This window comes from Anaerobacillus sp. ABD4_527 (assembly GCF_056160805.1).
On sequence record NZ_JBSWXZ010000001.1, the window covers coordinates 784,221 to 799,315 of the forward strand.

18 protein-coding genes are annotated in these 15,095 nt (G+C 41.1%); 3 read left to right on the forward strand and 15 right to left on the reverse strand.

Features of this window, described 5'->3' with window-relative positions; translation table 11 throughout:
* Nucleotides 1-5 precede the first annotated feature (5 nt).
* Nucleotides 6-1,208, reverse strand: a complete 1,203-nt coding sequence (locus tag ACXAHI_RS04095) for a D-alanyl-D-alanine carboxypeptidase family protein (RefSeq protein WP_474846129.1) — start codon at nt 1,206-1,208, stop codon at nt 6-8.
* Nucleotides 1,209-1,369: 161 nt separating this feature from the next.
* A complete protein-coding gene (locus tag ACXAHI_RS04100; RefSeq protein ID WP_270179008.1) occupies nt 1,370-1,534 on the reverse strand; it encodes a hypothetical protein in 165 nt (54 codons plus the stop codon).
* A gap of 171 nt (nt 1,535-1,705) precedes the next feature.
* Here ACXAHI_RS04100 and ACXAHI_RS04105 point away from each other — a divergent pair, with 171 nt between their 5' ends.
* Nucleotides 1,706-1,909, forward strand: a complete 204-nt coding sequence (locus tag ACXAHI_RS04105) for an alpha/beta-type small acid-soluble spore protein (protein WP_224877892.1) — start codon at nt 1,706-1,708, stop codon at nt 1,907-1,909.
* 49 nt (nt 1,910-1,958) lie between these two features.
* Here ACXAHI_RS04105 and ACXAHI_RS04110 read toward each other — a convergent pair whose 3' ends face one another.
* The 5 genes from ACXAHI_RS04110 to ACXAHI_RS04130 form a co-directional block, all read right to left on the reverse strand.
* Nucleotides 1,959-2,462 (reverse strand): hypothetical protein, encoded by a 504-nt coding sequence (locus ACXAHI_RS04110; RefSeq protein WP_474835355.1) that lies wholly within the window; start codon nt 2,460-2,462, stop codon nt 1,959-1,961.
* A 54-nt stretch (nt 2,463-2,516) separates the two neighbouring features.
* Complete coding sequence (locus ACXAHI_RS04115; protein WP_474846131.1) at nt 2,517-2,765, reverse strand: DNA alkylation repair protein; 249 nt, start codon at nt 2,763-2,765, stop codon at nt 2,517-2,519.
* Between the two features lie 91 nt (nt 2,766-2,856).
* Nucleotides 2,857-3,216, reverse strand: a complete 360-nt coding sequence (locus ACXAHI_RS04120; protein WP_474846133.1) for a YppE family protein — start codon at nt 3,214-3,216, stop codon at nt 2,857-2,859.
* Nucleotides 3,217-3,327: 111 nt separating this feature from the next.
* Nucleotides 3,328-3,834: a MerR family transcriptional regulator gene (locus tag ACXAHI_RS04125; RefSeq protein WP_474846135.1), complete on the reverse strand. Its 507-nt coding sequence runs from the start codon at nt 3,832-3,834 to the stop codon at nt 3,328-3,330.
* Between the two features lie 334 nt (nt 3,835-4,168).
* Nucleotides 4,169-5,131 carry a DUF2515 family protein gene (locus ACXAHI_RS04130; protein ID WP_474846137.1) on the reverse strand — a complete coding sequence of 321 codons (963 nt, stop codon included), beginning with the start codon at nt 5,129-5,131 and terminating at the stop codon, nt 4,169-4,171.
* Nucleotides 5,132-5,225: 94 nt separating this feature from the next.
* On the opposite strand from ACXAHI_RS04130, the gene recU reads away from it, so the two are divergent.
* Together recU and ACXAHI_RS04140 are read left to right on the forward strand one after the other, a co-directional pair.
* Entirely contained in the window at nt 5,226-5,834 is a 609-nt protein-coding gene (gene recU / locus ACXAHI_RS04135; protein WP_474846138.1) for a Holliday junction resolvase RecU, read from the forward strand.
* 75 nt (nt 5,835-5,909) lie between these two features.
* Entirely contained in the window at nt 5,910-8,591 is a 2,682-nt protein-coding gene (locus ACXAHI_RS04140; RefSeq protein ID WP_474846140.1) for a PBP1A family penicillin-binding protein, read from the forward strand.
* Nucleotides 8,592-8,610: 19 nt separating this feature from the next.
* Here the strand turns inward: ACXAHI_RS04140 and ACXAHI_RS04145 are convergent, their stop codons facing one another.
* From ACXAHI_RS04145 to ACXAHI_RS04180, 8 genes are all read right to left on the reverse strand, one after another.
* Complete coding sequence (locus tag ACXAHI_RS04145) at nt 8,611-9,117, reverse strand: YpoC family protein (RefSeq protein WP_474846142.1); 507 nt, start codon at nt 9,115-9,117, stop codon at nt 8,611-8,613.
* The gene (gene nth / locus ACXAHI_RS04150; protein ID WP_474846144.1) at nt 9,107-9,769 is read right to left on the reverse strand and encodes an endonuclease III; all 663 of its coding nucleotides are present in this window, start codon (nt 9,767-9,769) and stop codon (nt 9,107-9,109) included. Before nth ends, ACXAHI_RS04145 begins: the two co-directional genes overlap by 11 nt.
* 64 nt (nt 9,770-9,833) lie before the next feature.
* Nucleotides 9,834-10,547 (reverse strand): DnaD domain-containing protein, encoded by a 714-nt coding sequence (locus tag ACXAHI_RS04155; protein WP_474846146.1) that lies wholly within the window; start codon nt 10,545-10,547, stop codon nt 9,834-9,836.
* 156 nt (nt 10,548-10,703) lie between these two features.
* A complete protein-coding gene (gene asnS / locus ACXAHI_RS04160; RefSeq protein ID WP_474846148.1) occupies nt 10,704-11,996 on the reverse strand; it encodes an asparagine--tRNA ligase in 1,293 nt (430 codons plus the stop codon).
* 114 nt (nt 11,997-12,110) lie between these two features.
* Entirely contained in the window at nt 12,111-13,304 is a 1,194-nt protein-coding gene (locus tag ACXAHI_RS04165) for a pyridoxal phosphate-dependent aminotransferase (RefSeq protein WP_474846150.1), read from the reverse strand.
* A 24-nt stretch (nt 13,305-13,328) separates the two neighbouring features.
* On the reverse strand, nt 13,329-13,814 hold the full coding sequence (locus ACXAHI_RS04170; protein WP_474846152.1) for a cell wall elongation regulator TseB-like domain-containing protein: 486 nt from the start codon (nt 13,812-13,814) through the stop codon (nt 13,329-13,331).
* Nucleotides 13,815-13,826: 12 nt separating this feature from the next.
* On the reverse strand, nt 13,827-13,997 hold the full coding sequence (locus tag ACXAHI_RS04175; protein ID WP_224877917.1) for a YpmA family protein: 171 nt from the start codon (nt 13,995-13,997) through the stop codon (nt 13,827-13,829).
* A 231-nt stretch (nt 13,998-14,228) separates the two neighbouring features.
* Entirely contained in the window at nt 14,229-15,062 is an 834-nt protein-coding gene (locus ACXAHI_RS04180; protein WP_474846154.1) for a ComEC/Rec2 family competence protein, read from the reverse strand.
* Nucleotides 15,063-15,095: the final 33 nt, after the last annotated feature.

A 15,095-nucleotide genomic window follows, 5' to 3' on the forward strand; every position in this document is an offset into this window, starting at 1 on the left:
TGCGATTAAGGAAACGATCGTGATCTTCTACGGTGAGAAGATTTCTTGCTCATGATTAAAGCAAGTAACATAACCATAAACATCCCGATTCCGAGGACAAGTATGGCAAGGTTCAACCACTCATTACTTGTGGAATCCTCACCACTCGTTTTATTGACAGAAGTCTCAACTTCAGCAACAGGCGTTGAGGAATCGTTAAGTGACTTCGCCGATAGAAGCGATGAATCTAATAACGAGGTGATCGAACCGATACTAGATTCCATGACGCCATCGTCCGTAATCGTTAATTCGACTTCTTCATCGTTGTTTCTCAAAAGTGTTAATTCTTTCGATAGCATGTATTCTGTATCGCCGACAGTACCGATGATCTTTCCTTCATCATAAACCACTGGACTAAATGCATTGAATCCGTAGTTGAGCAGCTTGAGTGTATCTTGATAGGCTGTATTGCTACTATTCGCTTTCATCGTAACAGCGATCAATTCACGCTCATTTTGTTCAGCACTCGTTACAAGTGTGAATCCAGACTTTGAGACATAGCCATTCTTTCCACCTGTAACGTAATCATGATCTAACAGCAAGCGATGATGGTTGATAAGCGTTGTATCCCACTCTTCGCCAACCCATTCCATCTCTTTTAAGGAGGCGATCGAACGGTACTCATCATTTTGCATCGCATATTGAGTAATTCTTGCCATATCTTTTGCTGTCGTTACATGTTCTTCATTGAATAGTCCATGTGGATTCGTAAAATTCGTATCTTGAAGGTTTAACTCATCTTTAACGAATGCATTCATTTCTTCAGCAAATGCATCGACACTGCCACTTAAATGCTCCGCAATCGCCACAGCAGCATCGTTACCTGAATTGACCATCATACCTTTAACGAGCTTTTCTAATGGAACCGTTTCTCCCTCAGCTAGGTACACTCTCGTTCCATCAACTTGCCGAGCCTCACTACTCACTTCTACAGAATCATTTAAGTTGCCAGATTCGATAGCAAGGATTGCGGTCACGATCTTAGTGATACTAGCTGGATACATGACTTGATCGCTGTTTTTCTCATATAAAATTTGTCCTGTTTTTCCATCGATCAGTATTGCTGTTTCACTTGTTATGTTTGGTTCTTCTGCTAAGGTAGTTTGTGGAAAAACACTAAATAGTAATGTTAAGACAAATAGTATTACCCACCATTGTTTTGCGATCATAGGAGCTCCTCTTTCTTTGAAATGGTATTAAAAAGAGTTCGTACACTCGACTCATCCACTGTCTAGTACAATAGACTCACCTATACCATTATAAAAGAAAAACTTGAACGCGAACAACAATCATTGTGTTAAAAATTTTAAATTAAAATCAGTTTTTTCTTTCAAGATACATTCGATAGCTTCCACTGCTCATAAATCTCTTGAGGAGCTGTCCAACATAGCCAGGAAACGAGAATCTTATTTTCCTCAGTCAATACGAGCCAATATTCCCACCTTCGTTTTTCAAGGTTTTGATAAATACCTGATTTTCGAATGAACCGATCCATGTTTTTCCCTCCAATATGCTGTTACCAAGCTAGTATGTACTATTCGACTTCAGTTCATTTAAATCCTTTGAATATTCAAAATATTATTCTCATCACACCATTATCTACCATTTTTATTTTGGATAACTTCACACCGCTAAGTACATGATAAGGTGCAAGGAGGTGTACAACATGGCAGATAACAATAGCTCAAATAACTTGGTAGTCCCTGGTGTACAACAAGCTTTAGATTCAATGAAGTATGAAATTGCAAGAGAATTTGGCGTACAGCTTGGTCCTGACTCCACTTCTCGCTCTAACGGTTCTGTTGGAGGAGAAATCACAAAGCGTCTTGTCCAAATGGCTGAACAACAGCTTGGCGGCGGAAAGTACTAACATCAACTGAAAAGTATGGATAGAAAAAGGCGGATGCTATCCGCCTTTTTCACTTTATCGTCGATAACTCTGCTGCCGTTCGAATGGTATAATCGACAATGGTTGTGAGATCACTTATTTGATCTTCGTTTATTTTTCGATTGAATTCTAATTCGACTCGGTTCGTAATCGTTGCTTCCTGACGATATTTATAAGATAGCGTTTGATTAACATAAGGACGATCGCCCCATATTTCTTTGATTATCTTGTAAATCTCATCACACTTAGATTCTTTACTCATCGTTAGATCAAAACATAGCTTCAATTCACACCCAGGCATGATATGATCGAGCTCAAGCTGCTCTGCACTAAAACTTTCAAGGCTCGCATGAAGATTGATCGTACTCAAAACAGTTGAGTTTTCTTCGAAGCTTACGATATAAGTCCTTGAAAGAGTTGCGAGATCGACGAGGTCACTACGATTCGTTATCGTGATTTCACCGTCTAGATCTCGATCGTACAACTCACCTTCAAGGACGACTTTTACGTTTTCATAAATTGTTGGATCGAACATATCCTAACCTCCCAGTCTACCTACTATACCATGATTTTGGGAGGCGTATCTCAATTACCCTCTTGGGTGCGATCGCGCAAATTGAACGAATGTTTCTTCGTCTCCAATTTCACCACACGTTGCACACTGAATGCGATACTCGGGTCCTTTATATTCCATATGAAAAGGGTCCGTCGCTCCTTCTTCCATTACAGATACTACTTCTCCCGTTTCTGGGTCCATCTTGACTGACGTTACCTTTTGCTCTAGTTTGTTAAACCTCGAACGATTCGTTTTACATCTTGGACATAAGTAAGCTGTCATGCTGTCACTCCCTTTTTCATTAGTATCCATGAAATTAGGAATAATATACAATTAATACAGTACGTGAAATTTTTAAGTAAAACAGATGAAGTTACTCATCTGCTTGTTCGATCAGTTTCTCAAGAACATATTCGATCGATTGTACTCTCTCATTAAACTTCTTTGGACCTGTATCTTTTTGCCAAGCAACGACAGAAACCATTTCGAGGTTTTCATACGTATTCTTTATTTGAATCGGGTACAAGTATTTTGGCTTATTTTCCATTACCCATTCCCTTGCTAGCGGTTCCCACTCTTTCAATATAGCTAAAGCACGGTCTGCGAATGGCTTTACTTCTCCGTAAAAATCCACTTCATACGTTTCGAGTTGCGTCCGATTGACGTATTGCAACCTTGCTTCTTCTGTTATTTCCATCAATTGTTTTGTTAAAGAAATTAAATTCTGATTCAAGACAGTCACTCCCATCTCATCTATCCTAACACACAAAGACGCTTCCAATCACAAACAAAAAACCTTATATCCAAGATGGACATAAGGCCAGCATATTGATTTAGCTCCTTACTAGAAACTAAATAAACTCATGATCCAGGGACGCTTCACTTTTCCTGTCGACTGGCCTACTGCTTCCTGAATAGACGTGTGTTCTTCAAGTTCCATCAACTTTTCTTCGATACGCGTCACTTTCTTGAGTAGTTCATCTAACTCTGCGCGATGTTGAAGAACTTGTACAGTGATAACTTCGTTTGCTTTTTCTTCTAACTGCCTCTCAAGCTGTTCGAGGCGTACCGAGAATCGGTCAAGTCGTTGCTCAAACTTTTCCTGAGATACGACTTTTGGAGCAGGTTTCTTCTCACCATCTTCTGCACCTGTCATTTTGATCCCTTCCATCGATTGTCCGCTACGCAATTCCTCCTGAATATGCTTAAGCTTTTCAATCGTCTCTTCACTAAATAAAAAGTGACCTAGCTCGTTTTTATCACACTCTAAATCGAAGTACTTAACCCATCTTTGAACAGTAGTAGGATTCACACCAAGTTGATCAGAAACCTGCTTTGTTTTTAACAACATGAAATCCCATCCCTTCTGTTATTGAAGGCTTCCGCCTGTTTTGTAATTGTATAATTCGTCCTATACTTGAGAACGCCTTCTTCAATGACAAAACTAGAAGCGTTTCGGCAAAGGTAGTGTTTTACTGATAAAGCGGAACTTTTTCGACACTCGGCAGAATGATTTTGTAACTTCTGCTCAAACTAAATAACAGGAGGTGTAGTGACATGACAAAAAAACGCAAGTTGCAAAAACCTGCAAGAAACGCACAGCCTTCACAAGAGGAAACAAGACCTGGATATGGCAACAAAAAATTAGAAGGACCCAACCGTCCTTCAACGTAAAACCTAGGGGATCATCCCCTAGGTTTTATGACATTTTCAAGCTCTACCACGATCTTGATCTGACTTCTTTTCTTCTCGTACCAATCCGTAACATCGAATGGGTTAAGCTCTACTTCTTTTCTCAACATCTTCGCGACGGTTCTTCTACTTGTAAACCATTCGACTTTTTCCCGCTGATGATGTGTGATGATCGGTAAAACTTCTCTCAGCATGCGCCCTTCTTTCTCTTTTCCCATATATTTCTCATAATCAAAGCGGTTACCTGTTGGAGGTGTGTGTGTCGAAAAGTCATAGAACAGTTGAAAATAGTCAGGGTGGAACAACAGTTTCGCTAATTTCTTGCCTAGTTCCACTCTATTCTTCGTGTGTCGAAAGCCCTTAACGGTTAGCCCGTATAATTGACCCGCTCGAGTGGGAAAAAGAACTGTACTGTAATGGAACCATTCCTGGATGTTGAATAGAAACGAATGAAATACTTTTTTCTGAAGAGCGTGATGCAAAAGAACCGGTTTCTCTATAACATGCTGCTCGTTGATGATCAAAGCTCTCATCAAGCGTTCTTCGTCTCTAGTTGTAAAGAAAGTCTCCCACTCTTGCTGCATAAAACGTGAAACATGAAATTCATTTAAATATGACATCATCGAGGATCGATACTGCTTGCTTAATGCATATAAAACTAACTGTGGAAAAGCGTCCTCGAAGATCGTCCAGTTCGCTCGTTCATATGTAAGCAAAAGAGCTGCTATCTTTTCCTGTGAGATGATTTTTGGGAACCATTCGCCTTTAAGATCAGCCATGCTCCACCCTGCATTTCTAGACACCATCGATGCTAAGAAAGCCCACTTTATCTCGGGATGACTTCTAAAAAATCTCTCATAAAATACGGTACGTGAAATATTATCCGTATTTCCTTCCGCTACAAGCTTCTTAATTTCTAAGATTTCTTTTCCGTTTAACTCCCTCTTTGCTTTCAATCTTTTTTTCACCTGCTTGAAACATTTTAGTCGTGCAAGACGTTATAATTAGAGTAGAATAGTTGAAGTAGCTTCTACAGAAAGGATGGTTATGTTGCCGATTCGATATCCGAACGGAAAGCCGTATGTCCCTTCGGCTCAGAATCAGCTTGCGAATCAGAAACAAAAGTCTTACAGCAATCGAGGAATGACCCTTGAAGAAGACATTAACAAGAGCAATACTTATTATCTCTCGGTCGGTAAGGCAGTTATTCATAAAAAGCCGACTCCTGTGCAAATTGTAAACGTTGATTATCCAAAACGGAGTGCTGCAGTTATTAAAGAAGCCTATTTTAAGCAGGCTTCCACGACGGATTATAATGGTGTCTATAAAGGAAGGTATATCGATTTTGAAGCGAAAGAAACGAAGAATAAAACCTCTTTCCCATTGAATAACTTTCACGAGCACCAAATTTCACACATGAAACAGGTGATCGAACAATCAGGAATCTGTTTCATTATTTTGCGCTTCTCAACGTCTGATGAGGTATTCTTCTATGATGCCAAACATCTATTTCAACACTGGACCGAAATGAAAAATGGCGGTAGAAAATCAATTAAAAAAGAAGACATTGAAAAGGACGGGATCAAGATCCCCTATACGTTCCAACCACGCATTGACTATATGAAGATAATTGATAAAATGTATTTCAATCAAAGCTAGAACATAGCGCATTCATAAAATACGGGATTGTATCGAATCCTATAAAGAGTATTGGTTTGAAAGGCAGGAATATGCATGAGTGAATATAACTCTCGTCAAGAACGACGTAAAATGAAAAACCCAAAAGAAAGCAAAAAGAAAAAAGGTAAAAAAGGAACGTTCAAAAAAGTACTTCTATCACTCGTTGTGTTACTTCTCATGGGTATAACCGTTGGAGGAATCACAGCGATCGCATACATCAACAACGCACCGGAATTGGATCCAGAAGCTTTAGCCAACCCACAATCTTCTGTGATTCTAGACCGTAATGATGAAGAAGTGCAAACACTCGCAGGAAGCAAATCGCGTGAAGTGGCAAAGATAGATGAAATTCCTGATATTCTAAAAAACGCATTTGTTTCTGTTGAAGATACGCGTTTTTATGACCACTTTGGTATCGATCCTCGTCGTATCGGAGGAGCAGTTCTCGCAAACGTAACAGACGGTTTTGGTGCAGAGGGTGCGAGTACGATCACACAGCAAGTGATCAAAAACTCTCTTTTAACTTCAGAGAAATCATTGGAACGAAAAGTTCAAGAAGCTTACTTATCCATCAAGTTGGAACAACAGTATACGAAAGATCAAATTCTTGAAATGTATTTAAACAAAATCTATTTTGGGAACGGCGCATGGGGTGTCGTGGACGCAGCTGAAACTTATTTTGATAAGAACATCACTCAAGATGAGCTGACTCCAGGAGAAGCAGCACTACTTGCTGGACTACCTCAGCGTCCGACAGCTTACGACCCGTTCGATCACCCTGAAGTCGCAGAAGAACGCCGTAACACTGTGCTTAGCTTGATGAAAAAGCAAGGTGTGATCACAGCAGAAGAGGCTAAGAAATATAGTGCGATGAAAGTAAGTGACATGGTCGTTCAAAGTAACAACGACAAATCCAGTGAGCAGTATAAAGTGTTCATCGATCGTGTCGTGAAAGAATTGCAAGAAAGAAAAGATATATCTGAGAAAGATATTTATTCTGGCGGTTTAACGATTCATACAACGCTAGACACGAATGCACAAGAAATTACGAATGATGTGATCGAAAACTACAACTATACGAACGAAAACATGAGATCAGGCCTTGTTCTGCTCGATACGAAGTCAGGCTCTGTTCGTGCGATCGGAGAAACACGTAAAGACGAGAGCGTCATTCCATATGCGACGACAGACAATCTGCAAACAGGATCTACAGCGAAACCGATCATCTCTTACGGTCCTGCAATCGACAACATGCAATGGTCGACTGGTCGATCGATTAAGGATGAGAAGCTAGAAATAAATGGCGCAAACATTCGAAACTGGGACCGTAAATATCGCGGTCAAGTATCGATGAGAAAAGCGTTGCAGTGGTCTTATAACGTCCCTGCAGTCAACACGTTTACCGAAGTTGGCGAAGGTCCTTCTCTAGAGTTTGCTAATAAACTTGGCCTAGGCTTAAAGGAATCTGACATGGTTCCAACTGCAGCGATCGGTACATTCGGTTCCTCCCCACTTGAAATGGCAGGAGCTTATGCTGCATTTGGAAACAACGGTAACTACAACAAACCCCACACGGTGAGAAAAGTTGTGTTCCCAGACGGTCGAGAAATCAATCTCGAACCTGAATCCGTTAAAGCGATGAATGATTACACGGCATATATGATCACCGATATGCTGAAGACAGTTGTGAAAAGCGGAACAGGTACGGATGCAAACATTTCCGGTTTACCTTTAGCAGGAAAAACCGGTACGACGAACCATCCTCAAGACGTTGTCGAATCGAAAGGGTTCCCGACTTCAGGAATCACAAGAGACGCATGGTTTGCAGGATATACAACAGAGTACTCGATGGCCGTTTGGACTGGGTTTAACTCTCCTAATAGCCATTACCTCGATTCTGGCAAAGGAGAAGACGATACGTCCAAAATTCTCTTTAGAGAAATCATGCAACGAGTTTCTCAAGGTATCGAGACGGCTGACTTTAAAAAACCTGATTCTGTTGTCGAAGTTGGTGTAGAAAAAGAAACGGGCTTACTCCCTAGTGATTACACACCAAAAGACCAGATCGTTTATGAACTATTCGTAAAAGGTAATACACCAGAGAAAACGTCTGATAAATATCAACAGCCTGAAGGTGTAAAAGACTTATCTGCTCAATACGATGAAGCATCGAACAGCATTTCAGTTTCTTGGAAACCTGGTGGAGATAAAGACTACACGTACAAAGTAGAAATGAGCGTCGACGGCGGACAGTATGCAACGATTTCAGAGTCGAGCAATACGGCCGTTTCGATCGACAACGTATCAGCTGGAAGCGAATTTACGTTTAAAGTAACGGCAATCGTTTCTGATACAGGTGTCACATCTAAGCCTGCACAAACATCAGTCACTGTTCCTGCTCAGGAAGAGCCTGAACCTGAAGAAGAAGAAAATGAAGAAAACGGCGAAGGTGAAGTTGAAAACGAAGGCGAAGGCGAAGGCGATGGAGACGGTGAAGGCCAAGGCAACGAAGGCGAAGGCAATGGCTCTGGAAATGACTCTGGCAGCGAAGGTAATGAAGGTTCAAACGAAGGTTCCGGTAACGAACAAGGTAATGGGAACCAAGGCGGAAATGGCGGAGGCAACGGTAGCGGAAACAATGGTGGCCAAGGAAATGGTCAATCAGATGATAGTGAGAGCCGAAAGCCTGAAGAAGATTCATCTTCCCTATCTGACCTCATACCTGGAAATAACTAAAAAAGAAGCCAATCGGTTTTTAATCCGATTGGCTTTTTTTTATCGCTTCATTTTTCATCCACTTTTTGTGAAGGTCATGAATAAGCTCTCGTAATTGTATAAAAGACGTGTAATGATCATAGTGATCGATCACATAGTTTAAGCGTTCTGCGGCATTGATCGGGGCGATTTCAAGGGAACGAACCGTTGCTTGCCACTCCCCTGCCAGCGCTCTTCTTCCATTCAGCCAAAATAAAACTTCCATCAAGTAGCCGATTTGAAAAACCATCTCGATGCTCGCTTCTTTTTTCATTCTGCTTGAGAAAAAAGCTCTTATCGTTTCTTCAACGTCTTTCCATTGCTCGAAATACTCCTTGAGATGCGATGTAGGGGAATCCCATGGTCGCTCGTCTTTCTTTCCGAGAAACTCCTGCACTTCATAAAAGAAAGGGTTTCGTTTGGTGGTTTGTTGTATCTCTTCATGCCAGTCAGAGTCAGCAAAGAATAGAGGGTGATAAATGGCTTTAGGAATACCTCTACTTTCCATTCCGCGCGACCTTTTTCATTCGTTTTTGCCCTTCTCTACATAAGTCTAGTAAGGGACAACTTTCACATTTAGGTGATTGAGCTCTACAGTGATATCTTCCAAAGAAAATGAAACGGTGATGAGAGACGGACCATTCATCTTTTGGTATTTTTCTCATCAACGTCTTTTCCACTTCAAGAACGGAATCTTTCCAGCGACAAATCCCAAGCCGCTTACTAACTCTCTCAACGTGAGTATCAACCGCTATCGCTGGCAGGTCAAAGGCAACTGAAGCGATGACATTTGCCGTTTTCCTTCCTACTCCTGGTAGCAACATTAGCTCATCTCGATCTTGTGGAAGCTGTCCACCATATTCCTCGATCACCATTCGAGCAAGCTTTTTGATATTTTTTGCTTTGTTTCTAAAAAGCCCGATCCTCCGAATATCACTTTCTAATTCCTCTAACTCGACATTAACGTAATCCTCAGGCTCTTTGTATTTCTCAAAAAGGCCCGGCGTTACTTTATTCACTAAAGCATCCGTACACTGTGCTGATAGTACGACCGCAATCGCAAGCTCAAACGGTGTCGTATGATGAAGCTCACAGTGTGCATCTGGAAACATTTCTCCCATGGAATCTAATACAGTACGAATCTGTGGCTTTGTTAACAACGATATTCATCCTTCCATTCATATAAAAAAACGGGAGGTTCGCTCCCGTTTCCTCACCTTATCTTTATTTTCCGAGCCAATTATATATCGGAGCACTTGTATTCGATCTATTATCTGATTTCGGTGACGGTGTCTTCTTATCGTATTGATGCTTTCTGAACTTTTCTCCGTACGCCCTTGCCTGATCGATCGTTTGAATGTTATTGCGTTTCCATTCGAACAAAATGCGATCGATGTATCTGAAGTTTAATTTTCCAGCTAGAACGGATTCTTTTAGAGCAGCTTTTATAAGCTCAGGATCATGCTTATCTCCATCGATCCACATCGAAAGCGTTTCACATTCGATAGGTGATAGAGGTCTCGCAAACTCACGTTCAAAAAGAGTATACAAGCTTTCTTCTTTTTGAGCATTTTTTTCAGCGTTCAATTCCGCTTCTTGTTGCTCTAATTCGGTAAAAATTCGTTCCCATAGTGGAAGCAGCGAATAGGCTTCAGAATAGTAGCCTTTTTCTTTATCTCGATGTTCATCGATTGTTAAAACACCTTTTTGCATGAGTTGTTGAATCTTATCCATACACGTTTGTGGCGTATACGTCATTTCTGCTGAAAGTTCTTCAGGGGTAGGAAATGAATTACCATGTTCGATAAAGGCATGTAACTTGATCAAAAAGAAGCAGTCTTCTTCATGAAGTCCTACAGTTGAATAATGAGTTAATAAGAGCCTCGGTATGGATACATGTCCCCCGTTTAACAATTCAATAATATGTTCTTTCTTCATCCCATCCACCTCTACCTTTCATTATAGCATGCCGGCATTTTGTGATGGGGTGAAAACCCTTGGTTTCGTTCCCTTAAAACGTTGAAAAAATTCGGCAACCACTTCATATAAAGACGCTCCTTTCAAATATGAAAGAAGCGTCCCTTAGCTAGTTTATCATGGATACAATCTGTTTAAAAGTCTAGGGAATGGAATCGTCTCACGAACGTGCTCGACGCCTGAGAGCCAAGCTACTGTTCGCTCAAGACCAAGTCCAAAGCCTGAATGTGGCACAGATCCATATTTACGTAGTTCTAAATACCATTTGTAAGCTTCGTCAGTTAAGCCATGCTCTTCATAACGCTTCTCCATAAGAGCAAGGTCATCGATTCGCTGACTTCCGCCAATAATTTCTCCATACCCTTCAGGAGCGATCAAGTCAGCACAAAGCACAACATCTTCGCGCTCTGGATCAGGTTTCATATAGAATGCTTTGATATCCTTTGGATAGTTCGTTATGAACACGGGTTTTTCAAAGCTTTCTGCGATCGCTGTCTCGTGTGGTGCACCGAAGTCTTCTCCCCACTCGATATCCGTAAATCCTTTTTCCTTAAGTAAAGAAATCGCATCGTCATAAGAAATACGAGGGAATGGCGCTTGAATCGCTTCTAGCTTGGATACATCACGACCAAGTGTCTTTAGCTCGATCTGACAATTTTCTAGAACAGACTTCACGAGGAAGCTCACATACTGTTCCTGTACTTCAAGACTTTCTTCGTGGTCCATAAATGCCATCTCAGGTTCGATCATCCAGAACTCGATCAGATGGCGACGTGTTTTTGATTTTTCTGCACGGAACGTAGGTCCGAATGAGAAAACTCGTCCGAACGCCATCGCAGCTGCTTCCATGTAGAGCTGACCGCTTTGAGAAAGATACGCATCTTCTTCAAAGTATTTTGTGTGGAAGAGATCTGTTGTCCCTTCAGCTGAGCTACCTGTAAGAATTGGAGGGTCGATTTTCACAAACCCATTCTCATTGTAAAATTGGTAAGTTGCTCGAATGATTTCGTTACGAATACGAAGGATCGCATTCTGACGCTGTGAACGAATCCAAAGATGACGGTTGTCCATTAGGAATTCTGTTCCATGCTCTTTCGGTGTGATCGGATAATCGACAGCTTCATGAATCAGTTCGATATCCGTTACTGTTAATTCATACCCGGACTGTGAACGATCGTCTTCTCTAACGATTCCAGTAACCCATACAGAAGATTCTTGCGTAAGTCCTTTAGCAGCTTCCCACGCTTCTTCTGAGACTTCTTTCTTTACCATAACGCCTTGAATAAATCCAGTTCCATCTCGAAGCTGTAAGAACTGAATCTTTCCACTAGAACGCTTGTTATGTAGCCAAGCTCCGATCGTAACTGTTTGTTCGACTTTTTTACTTACGTTTGAAATCGTCGTTTTCACTACTTATTTCCCTCCAACTTATATAAAAACGTGCGGGCTAAACACTTTGTTATTACATAGCCTCTTTTTCATCATCACTTTGTATTATACCTGTCCTAAGCGTGTGGAACAACATTAGACAGAGGACGTTTGTTTTGACTTCACGAAGCGTTCAATACGCGTGATCGCTTCAAGGATAATATCCAATGACGTTGCGTACGAAAGACGCACATTATCTGGCGATCCAAATCCAGACCCAGGAACAAGCGCTACTTTTTCTTCTTCCAATAACCCTTTAACAAATGCATCGACGGAATCGAATCCAGTCATCCTAGCAGCTTCCTTTGCATTCGGGAAAAGATAAAATGCCCCTTTTGGCTTGACACAAGTGAACCCTGGGATGTCACTTAAACGTTCATGAACGATATTGAGTCGCTCTTCGAATGCTTTGTTCATGGTCTCAACAGGTTCTTGCGTTCCTTCATAAGCGGCAAGAGCTGCATACTGAGAAATAGACGTTGGATTCGATGTAGAGTGACTAGCAAGGTTTGTCATCGCTTTGATGATCTGTTTGTTTCCTGTTGCATATCCAATTCTCCAACCTGTCATCGAATGAGATTTCGAAACACCGTTGATCACGACCGTTTGCTCTTTTAACTCGTCTGAAAGCTGAGCGATGGATGTATGTTTCGCACCTTCATATACAAGCTTTTCATAAATTTCATCAGAGATGATAAGAATATTATGTTCAAGGCAGAATGCACCGATCGCCTCTAGCTCTTCTCTTGAGTAGATAGATCCAGTTGGGTTCGATGGAGAATTGATTACGATTGCCTGGGTATTTGAAGTTACGACTTCTTGTAGCTGTTCAACCGAAACCTTGAATTCGTTCTCTTCTTTTCCTTCTACATAAACGGGCTTTCCACCAGCGAGCTTCACTTGCTCAGGGTAGCTTACCCAATATGGAGTCGGAATGATCACTTCATCCCCTTCATCTAGAATGACTTGAAACAATGTATACAAAGCGTGCTTTGCTCCAGTACAAACGATAACTTCTTCTGGTGTATATGAAATGTCTTGATCTTTTTTAAATTTACTTATAATGCTTTTCTTAAGGGGAAGAATTCCACCTGAGGGCGTATACTTTGTTAGACCATCATTCATTGCTTTTTCGGCAGCAGATAGAATATGTTCTGGTGTATTAAAATCAGGCTCACCAGCTCCAAGGCCAATCACATCATGACCTTCTTCTTTCAATGCTTTCGCTTTTGCAGTAATCTCTAGTGTGGCAGAAGGCGTCAAAGCCGCCACTCTGTTAGATAGTTTCATCTTACTCTTCCTCCTTCAGGTTCATTAACTTTGTCTGATGCTTCTCGAGCGCCAGTATTCACCGTTACTGAAATAGTAGTATGCAAACGTATAGCGATCCTGATCATCAACAAACGTTGCTTCCCAAACAAGCACTTCTTGACCATCCTGGTTTACTTCGATCCCTGGTTTAATACTGATTATTTCTGTTGGTGAGAATCGATCGTTTAAATTCGATTTTACAACGTTTGAAGCTACCCCTTCATCTTCTTTCTTCGTGACAGGGGATCCCTTTTTTTCAGGCACCCACGTATAGACGGACTCACCATCTTCATTCTTACCTTTAAAAACGACGTACGCGCCGTTCGTTCCATGATAATGGATCGTTTCGTCCACTTCGCTTAACCCTGCAGCACCTTTGGCTTTTTCTTCAAGCTTATTAGGACTATCCAATATCGATTGATAAAAAGACACCCCTTGCCAGACCACTAAACCTAGAACTAAAACTAATATAATCCCCAAAATTCGCATACGAACACCCTATTATGTACGATATATTGTAAATACCATCTTTTCCTGATCCTCTTCGTCAAGGGCCAGTCCGAACATTAAATCTCTTTCCTTTAATGTGCGGTTCAACGCATCGACGATTTTATAAATATCAAGAGATTTTGTAACTTTTACTGTCGATAATACTTCGATATTACTCTCCACTCGTGTCATCTCCCTATATAGTTTGGATATTCCAACAGCGCAAATATTTGCTACTTATAGTTACCATTCTTCGTGACAAACTAAAAGTACCGCAAAAGCGGGAACGGTGCAAACCGTAATACTCGCCCCACTATCCAACGATTGCCTGCGTTTTAACGCAGGCTTTTACGTTTTTACACACAACCTAACCTTATTTTTAAATAAGTTGATGATTTTTGCAATACTTATTCTTCAATGGCCCTGTGGAGTGGTCTTCGTTGGAATAGTGATCACATCATACCCGTCGAGCTGCATTCGAATGGTCACACTCCCAATGCGATATGGATAATACACTTCAGTCCAATTTTCACTAAGTCGTTCGAGTATGGCTTCACTTATGTCGATTTTTTTATGACGAAAGATAACCGCCATCTGTGGGTTGATCGCATCTAGAAACTGAGAGGTCGTTCCGATATCACTTCCAAAGTTCGCTACTTTTAATACTTCTGCAGTTCTTCCAGAAGCTACGATCTCTTCCTCAAGCTCGCGATTCGTTTCACCCATAAACAATAAGTCTTGACTACCTAAGGATAGCATAAAAGTAGTAACTCCTGCCTTAGATATATCGATGATATCGATCGACGCACCTTCTACGATTTCTACCTTTTCCTCCACATTCAAGTTACCTACCTTCGTTTGAGAAGGAATTTCTTGAATCAATGAATCGACGAGGCGTTCAGGAGCAATGATCTTCTTCACATTAAAATACCTAAGTAAGGAATTGATATTGCCAGAATAGGCTTCGTCAGCATTCGTTAACCAGATTTCTTCAATTTCCTTCACTTGATACATTTGAAGACGGTCGATGAGTTCTTCTTCTGAAGCAGAACTTCCTGTATTAATCAGGACGGTCCCTCCGATCGGATCTTGAACGAGTATTGCTTCACCCACAGACAAATCAAAGAACGTCACTGCGATCTCCTTGTTTTCCAGATTCAAATCTACTGATTGGATCGGTGCATTTGAACCAGCTGTATTTACTGATAGAACCAAGCATAAAAGGAGAAACATCATTAATCTTTTCATCACACTACCCCCTAAAAGTAGTGTGTGAAAAAA